Genomic DNA, 18,322 nt, shown 5'->3' with positions numbered 1-18,322 from the left:
GCAATCACCAGCGCCAGGCCTCGACCAGCCGGCGCAGGTTGTGGCGGCTGGTGTCGGTCCAGTTGGTGCGCCATTGCGACGGATGGGTCAGCAGGCAGATGCGGCGGTGCGTGCCCAGCGCGGCCTGCGGCGGCAGCGGATGGAAGTATTCCGGGTGCGGGCGGTCGCTGATGTACAGGTCAAAGCTCGACAGCAATTCGTCGTCGTAGCTTTCGCAGGCGATGCCGCAGCGCGCGCGCAGCGCCGTGTCGTCGAGCAGCTCGTGGTTGATCATGCCGAGCCGGCGGTTGGCGAAGTCGCCGTGGCTGGCGACGGTGACCATCTTGATGCCGAGCCGCTGCTCGATGTGGCGGAAGTTGCGCTCGAACTGGCCGCGGATCTCGTCCATGTGCAGGCGCACCTGCGCGGCGTCCTTCAGGTGGGCCTGCTTGGCGTAGGTGGCGATCTCCTCGTAGTGGTAGCTGGCCTCGCTGCCGTAGTCCTCGATGTCGCGCATCAGGTCGAAGTCCAGCGTCGACAGGCGGAAATAATAGCTGGCGCGCACGCCGTGCTTTTGCTCGAGCGCGAACATGCGGCGCGCGGTGGCCAGGTCGGTGTCGATGTCGTGCCGGTGCACCAGCACCGGGCCGTCGCCGGCGCGGCCGCCGCGCAAGGTCGCCAGCCATGCGCGCACCGAGGTCTGCCGGTAGCCATGCTGGCGCGCCTGCCGCAGCAGCGCCTCGTAGTGGCGCAGGCGCGACGGCATCAGGTAGTCGCTGTAAAGACGGTTCAGGACGGTGCGCATGGTGGCCGCCGCTCTAGCGCAGGCTGTAGCGGGCCCGGTAGGGCGCGAAGCCGAGCATGGTCTTGAACTGCCGCAGCCCCGGCTGGGCGCCGAAGAAGGTGTCGTACATCAGGAACTCCGGGCCGCTGCCGGCGCGCAGCTCGTCGATCAGCAGGTGGACGATCTCGTTGACCATCAGGTGCATGACGCCGTCGTTGTTGCGGTAGCCGATCAGCTGCGAGAACGCGGCGAAGTTGCCGAAGCGGCCGATGTTGCAGTAGGCCACCAGCTTGCCCTGCTTGTTGAACGCGCCGAAATAGCGGTAGTGGCGCTGCGTCTCGAAGTGGGTTTTCTTTTCGCGGTAGCTGGCGTCCATCGGCCGGCCTTGCCGGCTCGGCAGGCTGACGTTGATGTCGTGGATGGCGTCGACGTGGTCGTTGCGGTCGATCTGCGCCAGCGTATAGCCGCGCCGCCGGGCCTTGTTGACGAAGGTGGCCGCGTCCGCTTTTCCGATGATGTGGTCGACGTGGTCGGACGCGCCGGCGCGGCGCAGGTCGATCAGCGCCACGCCCAGCTGCTTGTAGCCGAACACCTTGTATTTCGGGTGCGGACTGGTGAACAGGCGGTGCATGGCGCGCACGTCGTCCGGATGGAAACTGGTGTCGAAGCACAGTGTGGCCACCGGCAGCCGGGCGACGTCGAGCATCAGCTTGCATTGCTTGATGAGTGTATTGATCATGATGTCCTCACTGGATGGAATAACGGATGCGGTAGGGGCGGAAGCCCAGTTTTTTCTTGAAGTTGCGCAGCCCCGGCAGCGCGCCGAGATAGGTGTCGTACATCAGGTAGTCGAGGCGGCCGTCGTCGATCAGGCGGCAGGCGACGTCGGCCAGCAGCAGGTACATGACGCCGTCGCCGTTCTTGTAGCCGAGCAGGCGGTCGGTGGCGGCGAAGTTGCCGTAGACGCCGACGTCGACGTAGGCCACCAGCTTGCCGTGCTTGTCGAGCACGCCGTAGTGGCGCAGGCCGTCGGCGTCGTAGCGCGCGGTCCGGGCGGCGTAGGCCGGGTCCATCGGCCGTCCCTGGCGCTGGTCGAGCGAGGTGTTGATCTGGTGGATGTCGTCGATGTAGTCGTTGCGGTCGATCTCGGCGACGGTGTAGCCGCGCTCGCGCGCGCGCCGGCTGTGGTAGCCCGCGTAGTCGCGCTGGCGCAGCGCGTGCAGATACGCTTCGCCGCTGGCGTAGGCGCGCAGGTCGATCAGCGCCACGCCGATCGACTTGTGGCGCACCACGCGGTAGCGCGGATGCGGCTTGGTGAACAGGCGGTGGGTGCGCCGCACCAGCTCGGGGTCGAGCGCGCGCTCGAAGCGCAGCCGCGCGCGCGGCAGGCGGGCGATCTGGCGGGCCAGGCGCAGGGTCTCGCGCAGCCGTTCCAGCAGCTCAGAGATGTTCATAATACGCCACCAGTTTGGCCGATTCGTGGTGCCAGTTGTAGCGCGCGCGCACCGCGCGGCGGCCGTTCTCGCCCATGCGGCGGGCGATGTCGGGGTGGCTGGCGAGGTAGTCGATGGCGGCGGCGATGGCCGGCGGATCGCGCGGATCGACGCACAGGCCGCAGGCGTGGGCCTCGACCACGGCGCGCCACAGCGGAAAGTCGGAGGCGATCACCGGGATGCCGGCGGCCATGGTTTCAAACAGCGTCGCCGGCGGCGCGCCCAGCGCGGCGGGCGTGGCGTGCGGCGTGATCAGGCCGGCGCGCGAGGACGCCCGCAGTGCGCCGATGCCGGGACGGCCCAGCCGGCCCAGGGCGTCGATGCGGCGCCAGCCCGGACGCGCCAGCATGCGCGCGGCCAGCGCCGCCTCGGTGAAGTCGCCGGCCAGGCTCAGGCGCACCTGCGACTGCAGCAGCTCGCACGCGCGCACCAGCTCGACGATGCCGCGGATCGCGCTCAGCGCGCCCTCGTGGCACACCCGCACCGGCCGCTCGGCCCAGGCCAGGCCGTCGCCGCACTCGTCGGGCAGCGGGAAGTCGCCGACGCAGACGGTTGCGCGGTTGAACGGCAGGAAGGCGTCGCGGGCCGACGGCGAGGCGGCGATGACGCCGTCGAGGCGGCGGCAGGCCTGGCGCTCGAGCCGGCGCCACAGCGCCGCCAGCGCGCGCCGCGCGGCGCCGTCGGCCGCGCCCGCGCCGTCGTGCGGCGGCTCGGCGCCGGCGCCGGCATCGTAGAGCACCTTGCAGCCATGGCGCCGCAGCCGCAGCCCGGCCGGCAGCAGCGCCGGGTGGTGCAGCTGCACGATGTCGGGCCGCAGCGCCAGCGCGCGCCGGTACAGGCGCGGCGTGGCCGCCAGCAGCGCGCCCGCGCCGGCGTCGACGATGCGCACGCCGTCGCGCCATGCGTCGCCGCGGCCGTCGGCGAGCACCAGCGTGACGCGGTGGCCGCGCGCGGCCAGCGCCCGGCATTGTTTGTCGACGATACGGCGGTCGTCGCGCGCGGACGCCGCGCCCAGGTGGACAATCTCAAGCATCGCGGCCTCCGCAGCGGTAGCGGGCGTAGGCGCCAAGCGCGGCGCCGACCAGCATGTCGCAGAAATTGTGGGACAGGCCCAGTAACAGCAGGGTGGTCGCGAGCATGCTCCAGGCCAGCACGAAGCGCTGGTCGCGGCTGCCGCGCCCGCCCACCAGGTAGCCGTGCACGCCCATCTGGACCAGCGGATAGATCAGCAGCAGCAGCAGGCCGAGGAAACCGAACAGGCCCAGGTCGACCCAGGCCGACAGGATGTTGTGCGCGTAGTAGCCCGGCGGGTAGCTGGCGTAGTCGCCCAGGACCGGGTGCAGGTCGATGGTGCGCAGCGCCAGCACGGTCAGGTGGTGGCGCGCGCTGACCGACGACGAGTGCGACGGGTCGAGCAGCTCGAGCGTGCGGTTGCTGGGCACGGCGGCGATGATGGCGTCCAGGTTGAATTTGATCAGCATGAACACCAGCAGCAGCGCCGCCAGCATGATCATGCGGTGGCGCGAGGCGTGGAATTCGATCAGCGGGATCAGGAACAGCAGCGCGCCGAATTCGCTGCGGGCGGTGTTGATGTACAAGGTGGGCAGGCCCAGCGCGTACAGCGCCCAGCGCAGCGGGCGGCTGCGGGTGCAGGCCAGCGCGACGATCATCGGCATCAGGTAGGACCGCGAGAAGCCCTGGTAGGTGGCGACGCTGTCGGGATCGAGCGCGGCGCCCAGCATGGCCAGGTAGAACGCGCCGTCGACCGAATAGCTGAACACCACGGCCGACATCGCGGCCAGGCTGGCGAGCTGGGTCAGCTGGAAGCGGCGGCTGCCGAAGTCCAGCGTCTTGAAGATGATGAACAGGTTCAGCATGTACACCATGCCCAGCAGGTGGTAGCCGACCGAAGCGAGGCTGACGAAGGGCGCGTTGGCCAGGATCACGGCGGCGAAGTAGGCCAGGAAGCCGAGGAAGGCGGCGTCGACACCGTGCAGGCGGAACGCTTGCGCGTGCAGCCGGCGCAGGTAGGATAGCAGCAGCACGGGAAACATCAGCAGCGACACGGCGGCGAAGTAGCCGCCCAGGAAGGCCCGTATCAGGCCCAGTCCGAGCAGGGTCTGGTAGGCGAAGAAGCCGGCGAACAGCAGCAAGAACGCCAGCTCCGCGTAGGCCGGGCCGAACAGGCCGGTGCGCCGGGCCATGGCGCCGCTGGGCGTCCAGGGCGCCGCCGCCGCGGCGGTTGCGCCGGTGTGGTCAGCCGGCCGCATGCAGGCCTCCCGGCGGGTGCAGCTTGACGCTGTAGCGGTAGGACATGCGCAGGTACAGCAGGTACAGCAGCGAGTAGCCGACCGTGTAGGCCAGCACGTTCTGCTTGAGCGTGAGCGGGGCGGCGAAGGCGCAGGCGGTCATGATGAACAGCGCGATCTGCCAGACCATCTCGATCTTTTGCCGTCCGGCCACCAGGAACACATAGCTCAGCGGGCTGGCGAGGAAGTTGAGGAAGTACAGCGGCGCCAGGATCTGCGCCAGCTCGCCGGCGCCGCGCCAGGCCTCGCCGAACGCGAAGGCGAACAGCGCCGGCGAGGCCAGCAGCAGGATCAGCGACGGCACGCAGCCCAGCAGCAACAACACGCGCAGCGCGTGCAGGTAGGCGGGGCGGCAGTTGCCGGTGTCCTGGTACTGGCGCGCCGATTCGCGCTTGAACACCTCGTGCACCGAGGCGGCCAGCAGCGAGATCGGCGCGGCCAGCACCCGCTGCGTGAGCGCGAACAGCCCGGCGGCGAGCGCGCCGTGGCGGGCGCCGATGATCAGCAGCGGCAGCTGGCCGACGCCGGTGTTGAGCAGGTTGCCCGGCAGCGTGTAGTGCCACAGCGCGCGGTGGGTCAGCAGATAGGCGCGCTGGGCCCGCGACGGCAGCAGCCCGGACAGGCCGCCGCGCGCCAGCTGGCGCAGCCGCGCCGGCGCGGCGGCCAGCCAGGCCAGCGGACGCGCGCCCGGCCGCTGCGCGCCGGGGCGGCCCAGGGGCGGGCGCAGCAGCAGGCGCGCCGCCACCAGGCCCAGCGCCAGGCCGACCAGGTGGCCGCCCATCAGCGCGCCCGTGCCGATGCCCGTGCCGAGCAAGCCCAGTTGCGCGAGCGCGATGCCGCCGGCCGCCACGATCCTGGCCTTGGCGGCCGGCGCGAAGGCGTTGTGCGAGGCGGCGTAGGCGAGCGTGGTTTGGGTGGTGGCCGTCAGCCAGGCGCCCACGCCCACGGTCAGCGCGCCCAGCCAGGACATGCCGGTCAGGCAGCACAGCTCGAGCAGCGTGGCCGCGACCGTCAGCAACACCGCCATCCAGGTCGCCGACCAGGCCACGACGCTGAAGCACAGGTGCTGGCGGTGGCGGCGCTGGTCGAGGATCATGGCGTTTTCCAGGCGCAGCGTGGCCGGCACGGCGGCGATGGCGATCACGCCGAACCAGACGCTGAAGGCGCCCATCTGCGCCGGCGTGCACAGGCGCGTGATCAGCGGCGCGGCCAGGATCGGCAGCGCCTGCGCCGCCAGCGAGCCGCTCATCACGGTCAGTAAATGTTTCCAGAATGTGGGCAGGGTGCGCATGGCGGCCGGGTGGTTGAGGTGATGGTGGTGGGTGTGGAAACGGGCCTGTGGCGTGGGACGGCGCTAGGCGCCGGCCGCCGCCAGCACCACGGCGGCCACCCGCTCGGCGTCGGCGCTGGCCAGGTAGGGCCCCATCGGCAGGCTTAGCACATGCCGGGCCAGCAGCTCGGCCACCGGGCAGGCGGCATGGTCGAAATGGGCGTACGCCGGCTGCTGGTGGATCGGCAGCGGGTAGTGCACCGCGCTGGGGATGCCGGCCAGTTGCAGCGCGCTCTGCACGGCGGCGCGCCGCTGCGGCAGCACCGTGTACTGGGCGTAGGCGCTGTCGCGGTCCGGCGCCGGCGCGAGCGTCTCGATGCGGCCGGCGAACAGGCGGTCGTAGACGGCCGCCACCTGCCGGCGCCGCGCCAGTTCCTGCTCGAACGCGCCCAGCTTGGCCAGCACGATGGCGCACTGCAGGGTGTCCATGCGGCCGCCGACGCCGATGCGGGTGTGGCGGTAGCGCTGCGACTGGCCGTGGACGCGGATCTCGCGCATCGCCTGGGCCAGCTCGTCGTCGCTGGTGAAGATGGCGCCGCCGTCGCCGTAGCAGCCCAGCGGCTTGCTGGGGAAGAAGCTGGTGCAGCCGATGGCCGACAGGTTGCCGCTGCGCCGGCCGCGGTAGCCGGCGCCGAAGCTTTGCGCGGCGTCCTCGATGACGGGCAGGCCGTGGCGCAGCGCGACGGCGTTGATGGCGTCCATGTCGGCCGGCTGGCCGTACAGCGACACCGGCAGGATGGCGCGGGTGCGCGGGCCGATGCGGGCGGCGACCAGCGCCGGGTCGAGGTTGCCGCTGGCGCGCTCGACGTCGACGAACACCGGGCGCGCGCCCAGCAGCACGATGGCCTCGGCGGTGGCGATGAACGAGAACGGCGTGGTGATCACCTCGTCGCCGGGCTCGACGCCCAGCGCCATCAGCGAGATCAGCAGCGCCTCGGTGCCCGACGACACCGTCACGCAATGGCGCGCGCCGGTGAACGCGGCCAGCTTGTGCTCGAGCTGGGCCACCTCCGGCCCCATGATGTACTGGCCGTGGTCGAGCACGCGCTGGATGGCGTCGCCGATATCCTCGCGCAGCAGTTGGTATTGGGCTTTCAGGTCGATGAATTCCATGGTGGGCTCCGGGGCTGGGTGGTCGGGTGGCGGCGCGGGCGCGCTCAGGGCGCCGGGATCAGCGCGCACACGCCGTCGCGCACCGCGTAGGTGTCGCCGCTGTGCGGGCAGCGCGCGCGGCCCTCGCCGCGCGCCGGCAGGTCGAGCCGCTCGCCGTGGCGGCTGATCCAGCCGATCTGGCGCGCCGGCACCCCGGCCATCAGCGCGAAATCGGGGACGTCGCGGTTGACCACGGCGCCGGCGGCGACGAAGGCGTGCATGCCGATCGTCACGCCGCACACCACGGTGGCGTTGGCGCCGATGGTGGCGCCGCGGCGCACCAAGGTCGGCCGGTATTCGTCCTTGCGGGCGATGGCCGAGCGCGGGTTGTAGACGTTGGTAAACACCATGCTGGGGCCGCAGAAGACGTCGTCCTCGATGGTGACGGCGTCGTACACGGAGACGTTGTTCTGGATCTTGACGTTGTCGCCGATGACCACGTCGTTGCCGATGTAGACATTCTGGCCCAGCGAGCAGCGTCGGCCGATGCGGGCGCCGCCGCACACGTGGCTGAAGTGCCAGACGCGCGTGCCGGCGCCGATGGCGGCGCCGTCGTCGACGATGGCGCTGGGGTGTGCGGTCACATCCATATCGTTTCTCCTCGCATCATTGATCAGTAGTCGAGCGGCAGCGCCACGCGGCGGCCGTCGCGCGCCGAGCGGTAGGCGGCGATCAGCACCTCGAGCGACTTCAGGCCCTCGCGGCCGTCGGTCTCCGGCTCGGCCTCGCCGCGCAGCACCTTGAGCACGTTGTCGTAGTACAGCGGGTGGCCGAAGCCGTACACCGACGTGGTGGCGTAGCTGGCCTCGCGCACGTGCGCGTCGTCCTCGTCCGGCTCGGCGAACTCCCACTGCTGCACCTCGTTGACGGCGACGCCGCCGATGCGCGCCGTGCCGGTCTCGCCGAGGATGGTGATGCTGCCCTCGAGGTTGTGCGGATAGGCCAGCATCGTCACGTTCATCGAGCCGAGCGCGCCGTTGCGCCAGCGCAGGCTGATGACGCCGGTGTCCTCGACCTCGATGTCGCGCGCCAGGGTGGCGGTGTAGGCTTGCAGGCTCTCGACCGGGCCGACGATCCAGTCGAGCAGGTCGACGTAGTGGCTGGCCTGGTTCATGAACGCGCCGCCGTCGAACTCCCAGGTGCCGCGCCAGGCGGCGCTGTTGTAGTAGCTTTGCGGCCGGGTCCAGAACACGTTCAGGTTGACCATGTAGATGCGGCCGAAGCGCTTCTTGTCGACCGCGCGCTTGAGCAGCTGCAAGGTGGCGTTGCGGCGGTTCTGCTTGACGACGAACATGCGCACGCCGGCCGCGTCGCAGGCGCCGACCATGCGCTTGGCGTCCTCCCAGCGGGTGGCCATCGGCTTTTCGGTGATCACGTGGCGGCCGGCGGCGGCCACCTGCACCGCCTGCTCCGGGTGCAGGCCGGACGGCGTGGTGATGATCACCGCGTCGACCTCGCTGTGGGCCAGCATCCGGTCCAGCCGCGCGTACGGCATCGCGCCGGTCTGGTCGGCCGCGCGCGCCAGCGCGCCCGGATCGATGTCGCACACCGCCACCAGCTGGCAGCGGTCGGCGTGCAGCGCGAGCGCGGCGAAGTGGTTTTGCGCGATGCGGCCGCAGCCGACCAGCGCGAAGCGCATCTTGCGGTCGACGACGGCGGGGGTGAACTGGCGCATGATGGTGCTCCTTGCGGTTGGGGTGGGGGGACGGGCCGGCGGGGGCGGGGGGCGGGCCCCGTCAGGACGGCTGCGGCTGGACCGGCGCCTGCGCCTGCGCCATGCTCAACTGCGCGATGGCGCGCAGCGCGGCCTCGGCGTCGGCGGCGCGGGCGCCGGTCTGCGGCGTGAATTCGGTCATGATGGTCTTGAGCATGGCCTCGATCAGCCAGCGGTCGTTGGTGTCGCAGGTGGCCAGCAGCATGTCGAGGTACTGGTCCAGCACCGCCGGCGGCAGCGCCTGCTCCTTCATGCGCAGGATGCGCGGATGGCGGCTCGGCTCGGCGCCGTCGGCCGTCAGCAGCTCCTCCTGCAGTTTTTCGCCGGGGAACAGGCCGACGTAGCTGATCTCGATGTCGCCCTGCGGATGGCGGGCGCTCTTCTCGGTCAGCCCGGCCAGCGCGATCATGCGCCGCGCCAGGTCGACGATGCGGATCGGCTGGCCCATGTCGAGCACGAACACCTCGCCGCCCTCGGCCATCGCGCCGGCCTGGATCACCAACTGCGCCGCTTCCGGGATCAGCATGAAGTAGCGTTCCATGGCGGCGTCGGTGATGGTCAGCGGGCCGCCTTGCTGCAGCTGGCGGCGGAACAGCGGCACCACCGAGCCGGACGAGCCCAGCACGTTGCCGAAGCGGACCATGCTGAACGTGGTGCGGCGCTCGCCGTTGCTGTTCCAGGCCGCCGTCTGCGCGGCGGCCTGGAACACCAGCTCGGACAGGCGCTTGCTCGCGCCCATGATGGTGCTGGGGCGCACCGCCTTGTCGCTCGACACCAGCACGCACGTCTCGACCAGGTACTTGGCGGCGATGTTGGCCACCGCGCGCGCGCCGACCACGTTGTTGCGCAAGCCTTCGACCAGGTTGGTCTCGACCATCGTCACGTGCTTGTAGGCGGCGGCGTGGTAGATGGTGTCGATGCTGTCCTCCTGCATGATGCGCTCGAGCAGCTGCTCGTTGCACACCGAGCCCAGATGGGCGCGCACCGGCAGCTGCGGCCAGTTGGCCTGCAGCTCCTGGCGGATGGTGTACAGCGCGAACTCGGAATGGTCGAGCAGGTGCAGGCGGCGCGGCCCGAGGCCGGCGACCTGACGGCACAACTCGCTGCCGATGGAGCCGCCGGCGCCGGTCACCAGCACGCTCTTGCCGCGCACGCAGCGGCTGAACAGCGCGCTGTCGGGCTGCACCGGCGCGCGGCCCAGCAATTGCTCCAGCGGGAAGTCCGGCACGCCGCGCGCCGGCCCCTGCAGGCGCAGCGCGTGGTCGGCGAGGTCGAGCAGGCCGTGCAGGAACTTGACGCTGACGCCGGCCGTGCGCAACATGCGCAGCACGGCGCCGAGCCGCTCGCCGGAGGTGGCCGGCAGCGCGACGACGATCAGCCGGATCGACGAGGCGGCGACCACCTCGGCCAGCCGCTCGGGCGGAAACACGCGCAGGCCGCCGACGGTGCGCTGCTCGCGGCCGTATTTCTCGTCGATGAAGCACACCGGCGTGTAGCGATGGTCGCCGCGCATCGCCTGCGCCAGCCGGGCGCCGGTGTCGCCGGCGCCGTAGATGGCCACCGGCTCGCGCGCCAGCGCCGTGGCGCGGGTGTGGCGCCGCAGGAAGGCGCGCACCGCCACGCGCGAGGCCACCAGATAAAACATCGCGATCAGCCAGTAGGCCGCCAGCGCGAGCGGCGCGACCGGTTGCTGGTCGCGCCCCAGCGTGAGCGCCGATACCGCCAGCACCGCGCCGCCCAGCCCGAGGCCGGCGATGGCCAGCATGCGCTGGTCCAGATAGCGCACCACCGCCGAATACAGCTCGCTCATCGCCAGCGCCGCGACCGACATCGCCGTCAGCAGCAGCGTGACGGCCGGCGGCGCGCCGGCGCCGGCGCACAGCAGCGCCAGTTGCAGGCACAGCGGCAGCGCCACGCAGTCGGCGCCGAACATCAACAGGCTCTTGCCGCCGCGGCTGATGGCGATGAGTTTACCGCTGAGGACGCGGGCGAGCGGGACGGGTGGGTGGGTGAAATAAAGCATGGTGCGCAATACCTTCAGCGAAACAATCAGTCTGGTGGCCACCGCGATGGCGTATGGCATGCACTGATTGTCTTCTGACCAGCATATTGCGGCTTGACTGCGATCAAACGGCCGAGCGTACCGGCCCGGCCGGGCTTGACTTCGAGTTTCCTATTCCACTTAATTTTTTTGGGAAATGATTTCCGCCTTATGGCATAAGGCGCGGTTTGAATTCGTGCGATCAGAGGGGCTTGATCACATACACGCAGCGGCGCGCGCCATCGAGCATATGTTCGACGCGGCCGACCGTGCAATCGGCGCCGAGCACGCGCTGGAACAGGTCCAGTTCGGAGCGGCAGAACTGCTGGCAGCGGCGCGCGGCCGCGCAGATCGGGCAGTGGTTCTCGACCAGCAGCAAGGCGCCGTCGTCGCGCGTTTCGACTTCGGCCATATAGCCTTCGCTGCTGCGCGCGCGCACCAGCGCGGCCACGCGCTCGGGCAGCGCGCCGGCGTTGTGCAGATGCAGCCGGTACTGGCGCTCGCTGTCGGCCTCGCGCGCGGCGATCAGCTTGTCGAGGCCGGCCTCGCCGAACAGGCCGCGCACCTGGTCGATCAGCTGCACCGTCAGGTCGGCGTGGCGGTCGGGAAAGCGCGCGTGGCCGGCCTCGGTCAGCAGCCAGCGCCGCGACGGGCGGCCGCGTTTGTCGGCCACGTCCTCGTAGGTCAGCATGCCTTTTTCCTGCCATGCCTCGAGCTGGCGGCGCGCGCCCATCGACGTCAGCTCCAGCAGCGCGGCCAGCTGCTGCGCCGTTTGCGGGCCGCGCGTCTTGATCAGGAATAGCGTCTGTTCGGCGGTGTTCATTGCAGCGCCCCCTCGAACTTGTCGCGCCCGCGCATGCTGGCGTGCCAGCCGCCCATGCGCCATGCCGACCAGGTGGTCAACGCCGCGCCCAGCAGCAGGATCAGGCGCGTGTCGATCAAGGTCAGCACCGCGCCGACCAGCGCCATCAGGATATTGGCCAGGCAGAACGTGGTCGAGATCAAGCCCATCACCGCGCCCTGGCCGTGCTCGCCGAAGCGCTCGGCGCACCAGGTGGGCACGATGCCGTTGTAGAACGAGTGCGGAATGCCGAACAGCACGATGGCGGCGATGCCGACGTTGGCGTTGCCCGCCGCCAGCAAGGTGATCAGCGCGGCCGTGGCGAAGGCGAAGCGGCGCGCCCGCAGCAGCGGCTCGCCCTTGAACGGGCGGCCGGCGAAGACGGTGGTGGCGGTCATCACCGCGCATAGGCCGGCGGTGGTCCAGGCGATGCCCTGCGAGCCGTAGCCGGGCACTTCCACCAGCCACAGCGGATAGAACTCGTAGAACGCCGTCACGCCGCTGGTGTAGGCCAAGGTGACGATGAACAGGCTGCGCAGGTCCGGCTCGCGCAGCAGGTTGAGGGCGTGGCGGTCGCGCGCCACCTGCCACCACGAGGTGGTGGCGTCGGACGGCGCCTCGGCCGGCAGCGCGGCGGCCACCAGCACGGCCGTGATCAGCAGCAGCGCGACGGCGATCCAGAACGGCATGGCGACGCCCCACACCAAGGTGAAGCCGGCCAGCAGCGGGCCGGCCAGCCAGCCCAGGTAGAAGGCGCCGTTGAGCCACGACAGCGCCTTGCGGCGCAGGTCGCCGTCGAGGCGGTCGGCCAGCATCGCGCGCGCCACCGAGCCGTTGCCTTCGAGCAGGCCGGTGAAGAAGCGCGCGGCGATGAACAGCGGATACGATTCGAACAGCAGCGCGCAGGCGGTGATGGCGTGGCCGGCGGCGGCGCCGTACAAGGTCACCAGCAGCACCGGACGGCGGCCGTAGCGGTCCGACATCGGGCCCAGCAGGGCCGAGCCGATCAGCAGGCCGAGCGGGTTGATCATCAACGCCAGGCCGAACAGCAGCTTGGGCGGCAGGCCGAGGAAACTGTTTAGACCGTTTGTGACGCCCGCGGCGAACAGCGGTGGCAGGATGGGGTAGGGCAGCGCGGCGCCGATGGTCGAGAGCAGGGCCAGCAGGCAGGCGGCGCTAATTAATAGCGGTGTTTTCATGGAGTGGTGGTTTGATTGGCGTGGTGATACTTTAAGCGGTCCCGACAATTAAGTAAACGAAAATGTTTATTAATCCTTGGTGGTGGCGGGGTTGTCGGCGGAGCCTGGCGGATTACGCTGCGCTAATCCGCCCTACGTAATTCCGGATTGATTCACGGACGACGCGCCCAAGGGAGGCACGTAGGGCGGATTAGCGTAGCGTAATCCGCCATGTGTGATCCGCCGGCGGCCTATGGCTCTCTCCCGGACCGATGTATGATGGCGCCCATCCCAACCAACCCGACGCCCCATGAGAAAGTGGTACCAGGACCGCCGCGGCGGCTATTTCTTCCTGCTGCTGGGGATCGCGCTTTTGCTGATCTACGGCGCGCTGGAGTGGCGCCTGCCGAGCACCAACCGGCTCGAAACGGTGACCGGACGCGTCACCTGGAGCCACGCCAGCATGGGCGCGCTGTACTATACGGTCGACGGCGACCGGCGCCAGTTCGTGCTGCTGGAAAAAGGTGACCCCGACGGCAAGATGCGCGCCGCCGTGCGCGACGCCACGATGCTGTACCCGGTCACCGTCCGCTTCGATCCGCGCCGAACCACGCATCCCGGCTTTCTGCCCGGCGACTTCCACCCGACCTTCGGCGTCGCCGTCGGCGGCAAGGACGTCATGGGCTTCGACGCCGTGCGCGCCGCCCATCGCCGCGACAACCTGGTCGCGCTGGTCCTCGGCTTGATCTTCAGCGCCGCCGGCGCGCGCCGCCTGGTTCTGCTCAGGGGCCTGGTCGCACCCGCGCCAGCGCCGCCACGTCGCCGCCGGCGATGAGCGCCAGGTGCTCGGTGATGTGCTCGACCGGCCAGTCCCACCACGCGATCTCCCGCAAGGCCGCCGCCACGCCGGCCGGGAAACGCTCCTTGATCACCTTGGCCGGATTGCCGCCGACCACCGTGTACGGCGGCACGTCGGCCACCACCGTCGCCCGCGACGAGACGATGGCGCCGTCGCCGATGGTCACGCCCGGCATGATCAGCGCGTCGTAGCCGATCCAGACGTCGTTGCCGATCACGGTGTCGCCCTTGTACGGCAGCTCGCCCTTGGCCGGCATCACTTTCTCCCAGCCATTGCCGAAGATTTGGAACGGGTAGGTCGAGATGCCTGACAGCTTATGGTTGGCGCCGTTCATGATGAATTTGACGCCGCGCGCCAGCGCGCAGAATTTGCCGATGACGAGCTTGTCCCCGATGAAGGGGAAGTGGTACATCACGTTGCGTTCGAAATTGCCGGGGTCGTCGGGATCGTCGTAGTACGTGTAGTCGCCGACGACGATGTTGGGGTTGGTGACGATGTTCTTCAGATAGCAAACCTGCGGAAAACCGGCCATCGGATGCGGGTTGTCGGGCGAAGGGCCGTGCATAAAGCCTCCTTTAGCGCACGTCGCGCTGGCGGCGGAACGCCAGGAAGCCGGCGACGACGGTGAAGCTGGCGACGATCGCCACCACCACCCAGAAGCCGTGCGGCGCCTGCGCCAGCGGGATGCCGCCGACGTTCATGCCCAACAGGCCGGCGATGATGTTGATCGGCAGCGCCAGCACGGTCACCACCGTCAGCACGAACAGGCTGTGGTTGTTGCCCTCGTTGACCAGCGCGGCGATCTCTTCCTGGATGAGCTTGATGCGCTCCTGCAGCGAGGCCATGTCGGCCAGCACCATCGAGAATTCCTCGGTCGACTGGCGCAGCTCCTGGGCGTCGATCTCGGCCACCCAGGCCGGCGGCCTTTGCAGCAGCCGGAACAGCGCGGCCGGCTCCGGCGCCAGCAGCCGCTGCAGCCGCACCAGCACGCGCCGCAGCTGGCCCAGGCTGGCGCGCTTGGTGTTCAGTTTGCCGGCCAGCAGGTTGTCCTCGATGCCGTCGACGGTGGCGATGGCGTCGCGCACGATCTTGATCAGGGCGTCGGCCTGGTCGCGCAGCAGGTGGATCAGCAGTTCGACCGACGAGCGGATCGGCTCGCCGTTGCGCACGGCGTTGCGCAGGCCGTCGACCGCCTTGAGCGGCTTGCGCCGCGCGCTGATGACGACCTGCCGGTCGACGCTCAACCACAGGGTCGAGATGTCGGACGGTTCGAACGTGAAGTCGTGCAGCACGTCGTTGACGACGGCGATCAGGGTGTTGTCGGCCAGCTCGATGCGGGTCGAGCGCGGGCCCTCGTGCAGGCTTTCGTAGAATTCCTCGGGCAGCGCGGTGTGCTCGTGCAGCCATTTCTCGCTGGCGGTGTTGGCCAGGTTGTAGTGCAGCCAGATGAACTCGTTCGGATGGCGCGCGCGCTCGGCCAGCCATAGGCGCGCTTGATCGGTGTCCAGCGGCCGGCCCGTGCCGTCGGCCTCGCGGCCGAACACGTAGCCGCAGACCAGGCCGGATTGGTCCGACCCGTAGGACAGGGGGGCAGTCTGCATGCATCGTCTCCAGGGGAAGGGCCGGGCGCGCGACTGCCACGCGCCGGCCCGGTGGCGCTCAGACCAGCAGCGCGGCGTTCATCTCGGCGGCGTCGTTGGCCGCCTCCTTCAGCATCGACGCCAGCTTTTCCTCGTCGATGAACAGGTCGATCGCGGAATCGGAATGCGGCGGCAGCTCGCGCTGCGGCTCCTGCAGCGGCGAGCGCACCGGCGTCAGGTGGTTGGCCAGCAGCAGCGTGTCGAGCAGCGTATCGGGCGGAATCGACATGAAGCTGTCGCGCAAGCCCTCGATGGCGTCGGCCACCGGCTCGGGGATGCACAGCTTGCGCATCACCTCGCGCGTGATGATCTCCTCGCTGGCCGAGTGCCAGTTTTCCGGATCCTCCTCGAGCAGGCCGGGGAACTCGTCGGCGCGCGACAGCAGGTAGAAACCGCCCACCTCGTGCACGATGCCGGCGAACAGCGCGGTGTCCTCGTTGACGCCGGTGACATGGCGCGCGATCAGGCGCGCCAGCGCGGCGACGGCGATGGTGTGGTCCCACAGCGCCTCGGCCTTGGCGCGCAGTTTCGGATCGGTGATCTTGCTGCCGAACTGGCGCACCACCATGGCGGCGGCCAGCGCGAACAGGTTTTGGTAACCGATCCGCATGATGGCGCCGCGAACGTTGGTAATCACGGGCGCGCCGGAACGGTTGAACATCGCCGAATTGGCGATGGCCACGGTGCGCGCGGCCAGCAGCGGCTCGGCCAGCACCAGGCTGATCGCCTTGTCGACCGGGCATTCCGGATCGTCCAACGCCAATTGAACGCGGAGCGCCGCATTTACGCTGGTGGGGAACACCAGTTCGCCACGGATGGCCAGGGCCGCGATATGGCCAAATGCTTCAAGTTTATTCATGATTAAAATTATACGCACGCTACGGCCCATTCTCAACGCCATGATGACGATGTTTGGGCTTCGGGGAGCGATAGAGGCGGGGATGCGACAGTGGGGGGCTGTTCGGCGATTAACCCGCACCCCCGACCGGGGTCGTACCCGGCGGGTACGACCCCCAGGTAACTACGCTGGCGTCGGGGTGGAACGGGGGTGGGTTACGCCGATTACGCGCTGACCAACCGCGGCTGCCGCCCCGGCACCGCGCCGCTGTAGCGCGCCACCGACAAATCGTCGGCCAAAATCGCCGGCCGGCGTGCCGAAATGATATCGGACAGCAGCTGCGCCGAGCCGCACGACATGGTCCAGCCCAGCGTGCCGTGGCCGGTATTGAGGAACAGGTTGCGCAGCGCGGTGCGGCCGACGATCGGCGTGCCGTCCGGCGTCATCGGCCGCAAGCCGGTCCAGAAGCTGGCGGCGGCGGTGTCGCCCGCCCCCGGGAACAGGTCGTTGACGACCATCTCCAGCGTCTCGCGCCGGCGCGGATTGAGGCGCGTGTCGAAACCGGCGATCTCGGCCATGCCGCCGACGCGGATGCGGTCGTCGAAGCGCGTCACCGCGATCTTGTAGGTCTCGTCGAGGATGGTCGACACCGGCGCGGCGGCGGCGTCGACGATCGGCACCGTGATCGAATAGCCCTTGAGCGGATACACCGGAATGCGCACCAGGTCGCTCAGCAGCGTGGTCGAGTACGAACCGAGCGCGACCACGTACGAGTCGGCGGTCACCACTTCGGCGCCGCATTGCACGCCCTTGATGTCCTCGCCCGAGCTGATCAGTCCGGTGATGTCGACGCCGTAGCGGAACTTCACGCCCAGCTTTTCGGCCATCGCCGTCAGCCCGGTGGTGAACAATTGGCAATCGCCGGTTTCGTCGTTGGGCAGGCGCAGGCCGCCGACCAGCTTGTTTTTGTCGAGGCCCGGTTCGGCGCCGACCAGCTGTTCGCGGCTTAGCAGTTCGTACGGAACGCCGGTCTCGCGCAGCACGGCGATGTCCTTGGCGGCGTCGTCGAGCTGTTTCTGGGTGCGGAACAGCTGCGTCGTGCCTTGCTGGCGGCCCTCGTAGGCGATGCCGGTGGCCGCGCGCAGGGTCTTGAAGCAGTCGCGGCTGTATTCGGCCAGCCGCACCATGCGCTCCTTGTTGACCGCGTAGCGCTCGGTCGTGCAGTTTTGCAGCATTTGCCACATCCATTGCAGCTGGAACAGGGTGCCGTCGGGCGTGATCGACAGCGGCGCGTGGCGCTGCAGCATCCATTTCATCGCCTTGAGCGGGATGCCGGGCGCCGCCCACGGCGAGGCGTAGCCGGGCGAGATCTGGCCGGCGTTGGCGAAACTGGTTTCCAGCGCGGGACCGGGCTGGCGGTCGAGCACGGTCACGTCGTGGCCGGCCTGGGCCAGATAATAGGCGCTGGTGACGCCGATAACACCGCTCCCGAGAATGACAACGCGCATGCGAACCCCTATTATTGATGAGCCAGATATTCCACTATGGTATGCTTGTCCTTCTAGCATTTGTTACTGTATAGATTGACTTATTTAGTGGATTATCATGCGAATTCAAAAGGAATCGGTCCGCGCCCTGGACAAGCTCGACCGCAAGATCCTGCACATCCTGCAAAGCGACGGCCGCATCTCGATGAAGGACCTGAGCGAGCAGGTGGGCTTGTCGATCACGCCGGCCATCGAGCGGGTCAAGCGCATGGAGCGCGACGGCGTCATCACCGGCTACCACGCACGCATCGATCCGCCGGCGCTGGGCGCCAAGCTGCTGGTGTTTGTCGAGATCACGCTGAACCAGAAGTCCGGCCCCGTGTTCGAGCAATTCCGGCGCGAGGTGCTGCGCATTCCCGAGGTGCAGGAGTGCCACCTGGTGTCGGGCGACTTCGATTACCTGATCAAGGCGCGCATCCACGAAATGGCCGAATACCGCAAATTGCTCGGCGATATGTTGCTCAGCCTGCCCGGCGCGGCGCAGTCGAAGAGCTATGTGGTGATGGAAGAGATCAAGGAAACCCTTTTCCTGGCGACCGGGGCTGGTTAAACGGCCGGTCCGCGCGCCCCCAAGCGCGGCGCTTCAGTTAAAATCGCGGCTAGGTAATCTTATGAAT

General features: G+C 69.1%; 18 protein-coding genes. 2 read left to right on the top strand and 16 right to left on the bottom strand.

The window, feature by feature from the left end:
- Window positions 1–4 precede the first annotated feature (4 nt).
- From JOD97_RS13805 to JOD97_RS13750, 12 genes are all read right to left on the bottom strand, one after another.
- Complete coding sequence (locus JOD97_RS13805) at window positions 5–784, bottom strand: hypothetical protein (protein ID WP_209718508.1); 780 nt, start codon at window positions 782–784, stop codon at window positions 5–7.
- A 13-nt stretch (window positions 785–797) separates the two neighbouring features.
- On the bottom strand, window positions 798–1,502 hold the full coding sequence (locus JOD97_RS13800; protein ID WP_209718504.1) for a hypothetical protein: 705 nt from the start codon (window positions 1,500–1,502) through the stop codon (window positions 798–800).
- Window positions 1,503–1,509: 7 nt separating this feature from the next.
- Window positions 1,510–2,217: a hypothetical protein gene (locus JOD97_RS13795; RefSeq protein ID WP_209718501.1), complete on the bottom strand. Its 708-nt coding sequence runs from the start codon at window positions 2,215–2,217 to the stop codon at window positions 1,510–1,512.
- Window positions 2,204–3,289: a glycosyltransferase gene (locus tag JOD97_RS13790; protein ID WP_209718498.1), complete on the bottom strand. Its 1,086-nt coding sequence runs from the start codon at window positions 3,287–3,289 to the stop codon at window positions 2,204–2,206. The genes JOD97_RS13795 and JOD97_RS13790 overlap by 14 nt, the downstream gene beginning before the upstream one ends.
- Window positions 3,282–4,526, bottom strand: coding sequence for a hypothetical protein (locus tag JOD97_RS13785; RefSeq protein WP_209718495.1), 1,245 nt, complete (start codon window positions 4,524–4,526; stop codon window positions 3,282–3,284). The genes JOD97_RS13790 and JOD97_RS13785 overlap by 8 nt, the downstream gene beginning before the upstream one ends.
- Complete coding sequence (locus tag JOD97_RS13780; protein WP_209718491.1) at window positions 4,513–5,856, bottom strand: lipopolysaccharide biosynthesis protein; 1,344 nt, start codon at window positions 5,854–5,856, stop codon at window positions 4,513–4,515. The genes JOD97_RS13785 and JOD97_RS13780 overlap by 14 nt, the downstream gene beginning before the upstream one ends.
- Before the next feature lie 63 nt (window positions 5,857–5,919).
- A complete protein-coding gene (locus tag JOD97_RS13775; protein WP_209718488.1) occupies window positions 5,920–7,008 on the bottom strand; it encodes a DegT/DnrJ/EryC1/StrS aminotransferase family protein in 1,089 nt (362 codons plus the stop codon).
- Window positions 7,009–7,052: 44 nt separating this feature from the next.
- Window positions 7,053–7,637: an acyltransferase gene (locus JOD97_RS13770; protein WP_209718483.1), complete on the bottom strand. Its 585-nt coding sequence runs from the start codon at window positions 7,635–7,637 to the stop codon at window positions 7,053–7,055.
- Window positions 7,638–7,660: 23 nt separating this feature from the next.
- On the bottom strand, window positions 7,661–8,722 hold the full coding sequence (locus JOD97_RS13765; RefSeq protein WP_209718481.1) for a Gfo/Idh/MocA family protein: 1,062 nt from the start codon (window positions 8,720–8,722) through the stop codon (window positions 7,661–7,663).
- Window positions 8,723–8,783: 61 nt separating this feature from the next.
- Window positions 8,784–10,844, bottom strand: coding sequence for a nucleoside-diphosphate sugar epimerase/dehydratase (locus JOD97_RS13760; RefSeq protein WP_209718479.1), 2,061 nt, complete (start codon window positions 10,842–10,844; stop codon window positions 8,784–8,786).
- Window positions 10,845–11,004: 160 nt separating this feature from the next.
- Window positions 11,005–11,625 carry a metalloregulator ArsR/SmtB family transcription factor gene (locus JOD97_RS13755; protein WP_209718476.1) on the bottom strand — a complete coding sequence of 207 codons (621 nt, stop codon included), beginning with the start codon at window positions 11,623–11,625 and terminating at the stop codon, window positions 11,005–11,007.
- Complete coding sequence (locus JOD97_RS13750) at window positions 11,622–12,842, bottom strand: MFS transporter (protein ID WP_209718473.1); 1,221 nt, start codon at window positions 12,840–12,842, stop codon at window positions 11,622–11,624. Before JOD97_RS13750 ends, JOD97_RS13755 begins: the two co-directional genes overlap by 4 nt.
- A gap of 289 nt (window positions 12,843–13,131) precedes the next feature.
- Between JOD97_RS13750 and JOD97_RS13745 the strand changes: the two genes are divergently transcribed.
- Window positions 13,132–13,656 (top strand): hypothetical protein, encoded by a 525-nt coding sequence (locus tag JOD97_RS13745; protein WP_209718469.1) that lies wholly within the window; start codon window positions 13,132–13,134, stop codon window positions 13,654–13,656.
- On the opposite strand, the gene JOD97_RS13740 is transcribed toward JOD97_RS13745, so the two are convergent.
- From JOD97_RS13740 to JOD97_RS13725, 4 genes are all read right to left on the bottom strand, one after another.
- Window positions 13,604–14,245 carry a Vat family streptogramin A O-acetyltransferase gene (locus JOD97_RS13740; RefSeq protein WP_209718466.1) on the bottom strand — a complete coding sequence of 214 codons (642 nt, stop codon included), beginning with the start codon at window positions 14,243–14,245 and terminating at the stop codon, window positions 13,604–13,606. The genes JOD97_RS13745 and JOD97_RS13740 overlap by 53 nt on opposite strands.
- A gap of 10 nt (window positions 14,246–14,255) precedes the next feature.
- Entirely contained in the window at window positions 14,256–15,281 is a 1,026-nt protein-coding gene (locus JOD97_RS13735; RefSeq protein ID WP_209718463.1) for a transporter, read from the bottom strand.
- Between the two features lie 58 nt (window positions 15,282–15,339).
- Complete coding sequence (locus tag JOD97_RS13730; protein WP_209718459.1) at window positions 15,340–16,179, bottom strand: HDOD domain-containing protein; 840 nt, start codon at window positions 16,177–16,179, stop codon at window positions 15,340–15,342.
- A gap of 203 nt (window positions 16,180–16,382) precedes the next feature.
- Window positions 16,383–17,666, bottom strand: a complete 1,284-nt coding sequence (locus tag JOD97_RS13725) for a D-amino acid dehydrogenase (RefSeq protein WP_209718457.1) — start codon at window positions 17,664–17,666, stop codon at window positions 16,383–16,385.
- Window positions 17,667–17,763: 97 nt separating this feature from the next.
- Here JOD97_RS13725 and JOD97_RS13720 point away from each other — a divergent pair, with 97 nt between their 5' ends.
- A complete protein-coding gene (locus JOD97_RS13720; protein WP_209718454.1) occupies window positions 17,764–18,255 on the top strand; it encodes an Lrp/AsnC ligand binding domain-containing protein in 492 nt (163 codons plus the stop codon).
- The last annotated feature ends 67 nt before the right edge of the window (window positions 18,256–18,322 follow it).

Origin of the sequence: Duganella sp. 1411 (assembly GCF_017833525.1) — a bacterium.
Classification (GTDB): Bacteria; Pseudomonadota; Gammaproteobacteria; order Burkholderiales; family Burkholderiaceae_D; genus Rugamonas.
This window is presented reverse-complemented; position numbering and strand designations above follow the sequence as displayed.

Coding starts and splice junctions, on each gene's coding strand:
- JOD97_RS13805 (WP_209718508.1), bottom strand. CDS start 784: ATGCGCACCGTCCTGAACCGTCTTTACAGCGACTACCTGATGCCGTCG.
- JOD97_RS13800 (WP_209718504.1), bottom strand. CDS start 1,502: ATGATCAATACACTCATCAAGCAATGCAAGCTGATGCTCGACGTCGCC.
- JOD97_RS13795 (WP_209718501.1), bottom strand. CDS start 2,217: ATGAACATCTCTGAGCTGCTGGAACGGCTGCGCGAGACCCTGCGCCTG.
- JOD97_RS13790 (WP_209718498.1), bottom strand. CDS start 3,289: ATGCTTGAGATTGTCCACCTGGGCGCGGCGTCCGCGCGCGACGACCGC.
- JOD97_RS13785 (WP_209718495.1), bottom strand. CDS start 4,526: ATGCGGCCGGCTGACCACACCGGCGCAACCGCCGCGGCGGCGGCGCCC.
- JOD97_RS13780 (WP_209718491.1), bottom strand. CDS start 5,856: ATGCGCACCCTGCCCACATTCTGGAAACATTTACTGACCGTGATGAGC.
- JOD97_RS13775 (WP_209718488.1), bottom strand. CDS start 7,008: ATGGAATTCATCGACCTGAAAGCCCAATACCAACTGCTGCGCGAGGAT.
- JOD97_RS13770 (WP_209718483.1), bottom strand. CDS start 7,637: ATGGATGTGACCGCACACCCCAGCGCCATCGTCGACGACGGCGCCGCC.
- JOD97_RS13765 (WP_209718481.1), bottom strand. CDS start 8,722: ATGCGCCAGTTCACCCCCGCCGTCGTCGACCGCAAGATGCGCTTCGCG.
- JOD97_RS13760 (WP_209718479.1), bottom strand. CDS start 10,844: ATGCCATACGCCATCGCGGTGGCCACCAGACTGATTGTTTCGCTGAAG.
- JOD97_RS13755 (WP_209718476.1), bottom strand. CDS start 11,625: ATGAACACCGCCGAACAGACGCTATTCCTGATCAAGACGCGCGGCCCG.
- JOD97_RS13750 (WP_209718473.1), bottom strand. CDS start 12,842: ATGAAAACACCGCTATTAATTAGCGCCGCCTGCCTGCTGGCCCTGCTC.
- JOD97_RS13745 (WP_209718469.1), top strand. CDS start 13,132: ATGAGAAAGTGGTACCAGGACCGCCGCGGCGGCTATTTCTTCCTGCTG.
- JOD97_RS13740 (WP_209718466.1), bottom strand. CDS start 14,245: ATGCACGGCCCTTCGCCCGACAACCCGCATCCGATGGCCGGTTTTCCG.
- JOD97_RS13735 (WP_209718463.1), bottom strand. CDS start 15,281: ATGCAGACTGCCCCCCTGTCCTACGGGTCGGACCAATCCGGCCTGGTC.
- JOD97_RS13730 (WP_209718459.1), bottom strand. CDS start 16,179: ATGAATAAACTTGAAGCATTTGGCCATATCGCGGCCCTGGCCATCCGT.
- JOD97_RS13725 (WP_209718457.1), bottom strand. CDS start 17,666: ATGCGCGTTGTCATTCTCGGGAGCGGTGTTATCGGCGTCACCAGCGCC.
- JOD97_RS13720 (WP_209718454.1), top strand. CDS start 17,764: ATGCGAATTCAAAAGGAATCGGTCCGCGCCCTGGACAAGCTCGACCGC.